This window comes from Streptomyces sparsus (assembly GCF_054776295.1).
In genome coordinates this window covers 1-6356 of record NZ_BAAHCA010000216.1, presented here as the reverse complement: position 1 = coordinate 6356, position 6356 = coordinate 1, and the positions used below count along the sequence as shown (strand labels likewise).

General features: G+C 69.5%; 7 protein-coding genes and 1 pseudogene. 6 read left to right on the top strand and 2 right to left on the bottom strand.

What is annotated here, in order from left to right; genetic code table 11:
* Positions 1–379 (bottom strand): annotated as a pseudogene (locus tag ACYVE9_RS12540) (hypothetical protein); the annotation flags it as partial.
* A 210-nt stretch (positions 380–589) separates the two neighbouring features.
* On the opposite strand from ACYVE9_RS12540, the gene ACYVE9_RS12535 reads away from it, so the two are divergent.
* The 3 genes from ACYVE9_RS12535 to ACYVE9_RS12525 all read left to right on the top strand — a co-directional run bounded on the left by ACYVE9_RS12535 (position 590) and on the right by ACYVE9_RS12525 (position 2807).
* Positions 590–1360 (top strand): GOLPH3/VPS74 family protein, encoded by a 771-nt coding sequence (locus ACYVE9_RS12535; protein ID WP_461027884.1) that lies wholly within the window; start codon positions 590–592, stop codon positions 1358–1360.
* A gap of 180 nt (positions 1361–1540) precedes the next feature.
* Positions 1541–2398, top strand: a complete 858-nt coding sequence (locus tag ACYVE9_RS12530; protein ID WP_461027883.1) for a helix-turn-helix domain-containing protein — start codon at positions 1541–1543, stop codon at positions 2396–2398.
* A gap of 199 nt (positions 2399–2597) precedes the next feature.
* Positions 2598–2807: a DUF397 domain-containing protein gene (locus ACYVE9_RS12525; RefSeq protein ID WP_461027882.1), complete on the top strand. Its 210-nt coding sequence runs from the start codon at positions 2598–2600 to the stop codon at positions 2805–2807.
* 320 nt (positions 2808–3127) lie between these two features.
* On the opposite strand, the gene ACYVE9_RS12520 is transcribed toward ACYVE9_RS12525, so the two are convergent.
* Positions 3128–3511: a VOC family protein gene (locus tag ACYVE9_RS12520; RefSeq protein WP_461027881.1), complete on the bottom strand. Its 384-nt coding sequence runs from the start codon at positions 3509–3511 to the stop codon at positions 3128–3130.
* A gap of 613 nt (positions 3512–4124) precedes the next feature.
* On the opposite strand from ACYVE9_RS12520, the gene ACYVE9_RS12515 reads away from it, so the two are divergent.
* From ACYVE9_RS12515 to ACYVE9_RS12505, 3 genes are all read left to right on the top strand, one after another.
* On the top strand, positions 4125–4616 hold the full coding sequence (locus ACYVE9_RS12515; protein WP_461027880.1) for an XRE family transcriptional regulator: 492 nt from the start codon (positions 4125–4127) through the stop codon (positions 4614–4616).
* 164 nt (positions 4617–4780) lie between these two features.
* Positions 4781–5356 carry a hypothetical protein gene (locus tag ACYVE9_RS12510; RefSeq protein ID WP_461027879.1) on the top strand — a complete coding sequence of 192 codons (576 nt, stop codon included), beginning with the start codon at positions 4781–4783 and terminating at the stop codon, positions 5354–5356.
* Positions 5357–5363: 7 nt separating this feature from the next.
* On the top strand, positions 5364–6356 hold a 993-nt coding region (locus ACYVE9_RS12505), incomplete at its 3' end, for an MAB_1171c family putative transporter (RefSeq protein ID WP_461027878.1).

Below are 6356 nucleotides of genomic sequence, written 5' to 3'. Positions count from 1 at the left end.
GCCGCACGGCGGGCCCGTCCTCCGTCCCGGGCTCGGCTGGGCCCGCCTTCTCGGCGTCGTCCGCGGAAGCCCCGTCCTCCCGCTCGGCACGGACCGGATCGGTCGCCTGCCCGGCCGCGTCCCCGACCGGCTTCGCGGTCGCCGCCGCATCCACGCGGGCAGCGGGCTGCTCGCCCTCGTCGGGCCGGGCGGGCTCGTCAGGGTTGTCGGGACGGGCGGCCTTCGCCGGGTCGGGAGCGCCGCCCGTGCGTCGTCCGGCACCTCCGAACGTGGCACGGGGGTCGATCCGGTCGCGGGCAGGTGGAACCGTGCCGCGTTCCGCTGTCGTCTCCCCCGACGACTTCTGCTTCCTCGAACTGTCGGGGGACTCGCCCGCCACCGTGCCTCCTGTGTTCCTGCCGATCGCCGTACCAGATAACAGTGTGCTGCGCGCCACCACCGCGGCACCGGGAGGGCCGTGTGGCCCCGGTGTCCCACTGGACAGACGAGAACGACATACCTACTGGTTCCCGTACATAACAACCAGGCACTCTCGACAGAACATTGTGAGAGGGGTCACCCTGTGGTTCATCCACGCGGGGAGGCATGGATGGGCAGGAGCCGCAGAACAATTCCGGAAGAGCTGTTGTTGCTCGCTCTGGACCCGACGACGGGTACCACAGCGCAGCCGCAGTCGCTCGACCTCGGCCTGGCCGGAGCACAGCTAGTGGAGCTGGCTCTGGCAGGACGGATAGCCCCGGATGGGGATCGTATCGCCGTGGTGCTGCCACGGCCGACCGGAGATCCGACACTGGACTCCGCACTGGAACTGCTGCGCAGGCGCGGCAGCCCGGTGCGCGCTGTCCACTGGATAGGCGGGCCCAGACTCGGGCTGCGCCAGACCTACCTCTCACACCTGGAACGCTGTGGCATGGTGCATGCCGTGGAGGGCCAGATGTGCGGAGTCTTGCCGACGACTCGCTACCAGGCGACGGAGACGGCCATCAGCCGGGAGATCAAGAACCGGCTGGACTCGGCGATCCGCACCGGCGTACCGCCGGACCCGCGGACCGCGGCGCTCGCCGCGCTGGCCCACGCGGTCGGTCTCGGCAAGCACCTGTACCCCGGCAACGAGGGACGGTCGAGCCGTTCCCGGTTGCGGGACCTCATCAGGCACGACCCGATGGGCGGCCTCGTCGCACATGCCGTGATGGATGTGCAGAACGGTGTGGCGGCGCAGCCGCGGCGCGCACCGGGCGTGGGGCCGACCGTCGGAGCGCACAGCACGGCCCGGGCCACCGCGACGGGGACGTCGATGCCGTCCCGCGGTGTACCCGAGCAGGCGCTGCGGGGCGGCATGGCCCGCGCCGGCGCTCGCTGACGCGCGGGAAACGCTGGACGCAGGGGTGGGAGGCGGTCCGTTCGAGCGGACCACCTGCCACCCCTTGCGTGCGTGCCTGCACGCCGGGTGGTCGATTCTTGTCAAAGCACCGGCGCATCCGCGCTGTTGGTGGCAATCTGCTGAACAGTATTCGTACGCAACAGCGGAGGTGCACATCCCGTGGCGTCCAACGTCAACCCGACAGTGAGAAGGCGCCGACTGGGACAGGAGCTGCGAAAGCTCCGCGAGGAGAAGGGAATGACGGCGGAGGAGGTCGCCGACCGTTTGCTGGTCTCCCAGTCGAAGATCAGCAGGTTGGAGAACGGCCGCCGCAGTATCAGCCAGCGTGACGTCCGCGATCTCTGCGGCGTCTACGAGGTCGAGGACCGCCGCATAGTCGAGTCGCTCATGCAGATGGCGAAAGAGTCACGGCAGCAGGGCTGGTGGCACGCTTTCGGCGACATTCCCTACAGCGTCTACATCGGGCTGGAGACGGACGCCGCCTCACTTCGGGTGTACGAGTCGCTCATCGTTCCCGGGCTGCTCCAGACGCGCGACTACGCCCAGGCGGTCATCGAGGGCATGTGGCCGGAGGCGACGCCCAGCGAGATCGAGAAGCGGATCCAGATCAGGCTCAAACGACAGGACCGGCTCACCGACACCCGTAATCCGCTGCGGTTCTGGGCCGTGATCGACGAGGCCCTGCTGCGACGGGTGGTGGGCAGCCCCCACGTCATGGTCGACCAGCTGGAACACCTCGCGGACCTGAGCCTGCAACCGCACGTGACGCTCCAGGTCCTTCCCTACAGCGTGGGAGCCCATCCGGGTATGTACGGGAAGTTCGCCATTCTCGAATTCCAGGACGCCGGGGACGCAAGCGTCGTCTACCTGGAAGGCGTGACGAGTGATCTCTATCTGGAGAAGGCGAACGATGTGCAGAGTTACGCGGTGATGTACGAGCACCTGCGTGCCGAGGCGCTCAACCCCGAGCAGTCGCGGACGTTCATCCGCCAGGTCGCGGCTGACCACGCAGGGTGAAGTAGGGCGCTGTGCAGTCTGCGGTGGTGCAAGATACAGGCTTGGACGTGACAGGAAAAGGTTTCCGGGGCACATGCCATTCGGTCGAGTGAACGGCTCCCGCTGAGTCGCCCCTGGAGGCGTAGCGTTCCTCGCATCAGCGCCCCTGTTGGGGCGATGGGCCTTGCGCCCATGCACAGGTGCAACCATCGGAGTGGTCATGCGCAATCGTCAGGTCTCGTTGGCGGAATGGACAAAATCCTCCTACTCGGCAGTGAACGGTGACTGCGTGGAGGTGAAAATGCGGGGCACCGGCATCATCGACGTCCGTGATTCGAAGGCTCCGAGCGGACCGGCTTTCAGCGCTTCGCCCGAGGCGTGGTCCTGCTTCGTCAGGTCGATCGGTGACGGAGTGAGCGAACCCCGCTGATCTCGGCAGCGCGAGCAGAGTCCTCTCGACTGGCCCACCGTCCCGGCCGAGAGGACTCAGCTCCCCCGGAGACGTCTCCTCCGTCATCACCCCTGAACCGGCGCCCCGTCCGTGCGGCCCCCCGAGCCGGCGCTCCGCGGGCGTGCCGTCTCCCCGAGCCCCCGGCGGACGGTGCGACCCCGCCGGCCACCTGCTCGGCCTCCCGGCCACCTGCTCGGCCTCCCGGCCTCCCCGCCCTGCAGCAGGCGACGTGCGAAGTGGCCGCGCCCAGCCGCCGTCCCGCACCCCCGGCCGTCAGTCGTCCGAGCGGTTGTGACGGGTCAGTCGGCGGCGCCGTAGGGGCTGGTCAGGATCTCCAGGTAGTGGCCGTCGGGGTCGGCGAAGTAGGTGCCCCGACCGCCGTGCTCGTGGTTGATCGTGTTCGGCCGGGAGGCGGAGGGATCGGCGTAGTGGGTGACGCCGGCTGCCTTGATCCGCGCGAGGATGCGGTCGAACTCGTACTCGGTGACGAGGAACGCGTAGTGCTGCGAGGTGATGGGGCCGGCGTGGTTCACGAAGTCCAGCGTGACGCCGTTCGCGGTGGACACCGGCAGGAACGGTCCGTACGGCGGCCCCACCTCCAGCCCGAGCATGTCGGCGAGGAACTCCGCCGACACCTTGCGGTCACTGGCGTGCACGAGCGTGTGGTTGAGCTGGACCGGCATGGGTGCCTCCTCCGTCGTCCCCGGAGACGCTAGTCGCGGTGGCCGCCCGCAACCAGACGGCCTCGCGCCAGGTGGCCCGACCGGTCGGATTCGGCCATTGTCGACGAGACCGATCGCCACCCTCGTGCGGTGCTCCGCCCGAGGGTGCCCGTCGGCGCCCGGCAGAACACGACGACCACGGTGAGTGAACGACACCGGACTTCCCGGAGGCGGGCGGAGGGCGACGGCGGACCGCCGGGTGGGCCGGAGCAGGCCCAAGCAGGCTGTCGGGCATCCCCGTTGGGGGAGCGGCAGCGGCATCCGGTACCGTCTCATCAAGTTTCCGGCCGGCGGCGGAGAGCGTTCTCGTGACGGCAACACGGACGGCCCGGTACCGTCACCGAAGACCGTACCGGGCCGTCACGCCCCCGTTCACCGGCAAGCCGTACGAACCCCCGTGGCCGTACGCCCTGCCCGTCTATTTTGTTTTACGTGCTCCCCAGAGAGTACGGCGGGGGTCACCCCCTTTGTCAAGCGTAATTTATGGCGGACAGCGGAAGCTACGCGTGCGTAAACTTCAGTAGAGGACGGCTGCGGTTGACCAGCCGCGGCTTTGATCACAGGGGGTGATGGGGTGGACAGGGGGACGCAGGAAAGCGGGCGCACCATCGCGCAGCGACTGGACCACCTGATCGGCACGATCCACCCGGCGGGCCGCGGCCCGCTGAGCTACATGGAGATCGCCGAGGGGATCAAGGAGAAGGCCGGACCCGACGGTCCGACGGTGTCGCACGCCACGATCCAGAAGATCCGCAAGGGCGAGATCCTCGATCCCAAGGTGAGCACGCTCACGGTGATCGCCGGATTCTTCGGCGTGCCGGTGACCTACTTCTTCGACGCCGCGGTGGCCGAACGGGTCGACGCGAAACTGGCCAAGATCAAAGAACGCGTTGAACTCACCCGTGCGCAAAGGGAGTTGGTGGAAATCCTGGGGGACGGTGATGTGCGCGACGTGGCGGTGCGGATGAACGGTCTCTCCTCCGGAAGCCTGCACGCGATCCGCGGGGTGATCGACCAGGCCCGCCGGCTGGAGGGCCTGCCGGACGCTCCCGAAAAGCGGGACTAGGGTCCGACCGGCCCATCCGCACGCGTGTCGCGATTTCTTCGGACAGTACGCCGGCTATTCGCCCGGACGTCGCACGGTGGTCGCCGCAGCGACCCGTAAATGTCCGAGAGCATTTGGTCGAGCGGCGGTCGAGCGGCCTAAACTACGGCTCCGAAGGAGACCGTATGCCCAGAAAGAGCCGCCGGGCCCGCTGTGAGGCCGCCGCAGACGCGCTCGACATTCCGCGCCCGTTCGACCTCGACGTGCTCTGCGAGCGCATCGCCGCCGACCGTGGACGGCCGCTGCGACTTGTCCCGCTCGAAGGCGCCCCGGACGGCAACCTGCCCTGCGGCGTGTGGGTGGCCACCAGCAGCACCGACGTCATCTTCTACGAGCCCGCCACCAGCGGCGTGCACAAGCTCCAGATCGTGCTGCACGAACTCGCGCACCTCCTGCTGGGCCACGGCGCCCCGGACGCCGAACGGCCGGCCTACGCCGTCCGGCTGCTCGACGACGTCGCGTCCGCCGCCCACCGCGACTCCGACGCCCACCGCGACGACGAGAACGACCTCGACCTCGACCAGTTGCTGCACGTGCTCGGCCGCACCAGCTACACCGACGGTGAGGAGCGCGACGCCGAGCTGCTGGCGACGATCCTCAGCGAGCGCGCCCTCCGCGGTGAGGCCCCGTCCACCTCCGACCAGGCAGCCGGTGTGCTCAACCGGCTGAACGACGTCTTCGGCCACCCCATACGCGGATGAGGCGCCTGTGCAGACCGCTGTTCTGATCCTCCTCTGGGCCATGGTGCTGTGGCGCGCCCCGGCCGTCCTGCGGCGCGGCGGCCCGCCGAAACAACGCTCGCTCTGGTTCACCTTCGCCGCTCTCACCGTCGCCATGACGCTGCGGCTGCCGGACGTGATGACGGCCCTCGACGGCCGCACCGGCGTCAACAACCTCTCGACGCTCCTCAAGCACCTGCTCGGTGTCACCGCCGCCGCCTCCCTCCTGGAGTTCGTCTTCGGCATGACCCGCGCGGACAGCCGCGTCGGCCGCCGGGTGCGCCTGGCCACCGCCGGAGCCGCCCAGCTCGTGCTGATCGCGCTGTTCGTCGCGATGCCCCGCGAGACGCAGGTGGCGGACTTCTACGAGACCAGCGCCGGGTCCGTCACCGCCACCGGATACCTGCTGGTCTTCTTCGGTTTCCTGGGCGCCGTCATGGTCGCCGCCGCCTGGCTGTTCTGGGGCTCCAGCCGGCACGCGGGCGCGGGCTGGCTGCGCACCGGGCTCCGCCTGCTGGGCGCCGGCACGGCCGCCGGGGTGGCCTACGCGCTGGTCCGGTCCGCCTATCTCGTGCTGCGGCTCACCACCAGCGCTGACCACCCGTCGCGGGACGCCGCGGTGAGCGACACCACCGACGTGCTCAAGCACGTCGCCATCGCCCTGATAGTCGTCGGCAGTTCCGTTCCCGCCGCCGGCGTCGCCTGGCAGTCGGCCCGCTACTGGGTCCACCTGCGACGCCTGCGTCCCCTCTGGAGCGACCTCACCGCGGCGGTGCCCGAGGTGGTGCTGCACGAGAGGCTGCTCCGCCGCGAGCTGCGTCTGCGACTGCACCGCAGGGTCGTCGAGATCCGCGACGCGCTGCTGGCACTCCAGCCGCACGTCACCTCCGCCCAGCGGGACCGGGCCGACGAGATCGCCGAGGCGGCCGGCCTGACCGGCGCCGCCCGCCGCACCCTCGCCGACGCCTGCTGGCTGGAACTG